The organism is Streptococcus sp. HMSC071D03 (assembly GCF_001812125.1).
Taxonomy (GTDB): Bacteria; Bacillota; Bacilli; order Lactobacillales; family Streptococcaceae; genus Streptococcus; species Streptococcus pseudopneumoniae_N.
Genome location: NZ_KV807798.1, coordinates 2,150 through 3,388, shown reverse-complemented (window position 1 = coordinate 3,388; position 1,239 = coordinate 2,150). Strand labels below are relative to the sequence as shown.

1 protein-coding gene is annotated in these 1,239 nt (G+C 40.5%); it reads left to right on the top strand.

Going from position 1 to position 1,239, the window contains the following annotated elements:
• The coding region (locus HMPREF2837_RS08565) for a toprim domain-containing protein (protein ID WP_148131853.1) at positions 1-1,239 on the top strand (1,239 nt) is incomplete at both ends.

The following is a 1,239-nucleotide window of genomic DNA, read 5'->3' as shown; positions in this document are numbered from 1 at the left end:
GGGATGTCATTCAGTTAGTTCAATCCATAAAAGGTGTTTCTTACAAGGAGGCGATACATTTTTTAGAAACTGGAGAATTTAAGGAAGTCGATCTAGAAGCTCAGACAGCCTCAAAAGAGCCTTTTAGCTATCACTTGGAAAGATATGAGCGTCAGGATTTCAGCGCCTCTAGACGCTATTTAAAGGCACAGAGAGGCCTTTCAGATGATACGATTAACTTCTTTATTAGCCAAGGGAGTATAGCGGAAGCAATCCGAAAAAAAGGAGATTATTTTGAGCCTGTGATCGTCTTTAAGTATAAGGACAACACAGGCTTTTTAGCTGGAGCGAGTCTTCAGGGAATAGTAGAGAATCGGGAGCACTATCCTGAACGCGGACGCCTAAAACAAATTATGAGAAATTCAGACGGACAACTAGGCTTTTCAATTGATATTGGAAGGCCTAAACGCTTGGTATTTGCGGAAGCACCAATCGATCTAATGAGCTACTATGAGCTTCACAAGGATAGGCTTCAAGATGTACGCTTAGTAGCTATGGATGGTGTCAAAGAGGGCATCATTAGCCGACGTTTTATGGAATTGTATGCAGAGATGAACGGTAAATCCTACCAAATCAATCAGAATACTGGGAAAGCGCTAGAAACGGTCGTCAGAACAACGAACTATTTTAAAGATGGTCAGCATCAGGATATGATTACCTTGACTGTAGATAATGATATGGCTGGTCATAAATTTATAACTGGTCTGCAGGAAAAGGGGATTCCAGTACAGATTGCGATTCCACCGATCCTTCAGAGAGGCCAGGAGAAGGAAGATTGGAATGACTTTCTGAAGGGAGGGAATAACACTCCTAAAGAGTTAGCACATGTTTATACAGCAGATGAAAAGTCCTGGCATTACAAGGGCTTTTTTGAGAAGGAACTAGCTCTTGCAAAAGCGCAAGAGCTAACTGCAGATGATGTAAAAGCCTTTGTGTCAGATAGGCAATTGACAAGGGAAGAAGTCCGTCAAGAATATCAAACAATTATTAATCAAGAGAGAGGGAGAAAAAATAGTATGTCGGAATTGCATGAGAATAGCAGTGATCATGAAGAGGATTTAGTAAACAGTCATAAACAAGATGATAGAGTCCGTATTCAACCGGAAACACAGGATATAATTGATTCTGGAGAGGTCAAACAATGGGTTAAACATCCAAATATCTATTTTGTAAAAGGGCTACGTCAAGTAGCTTTAGAAC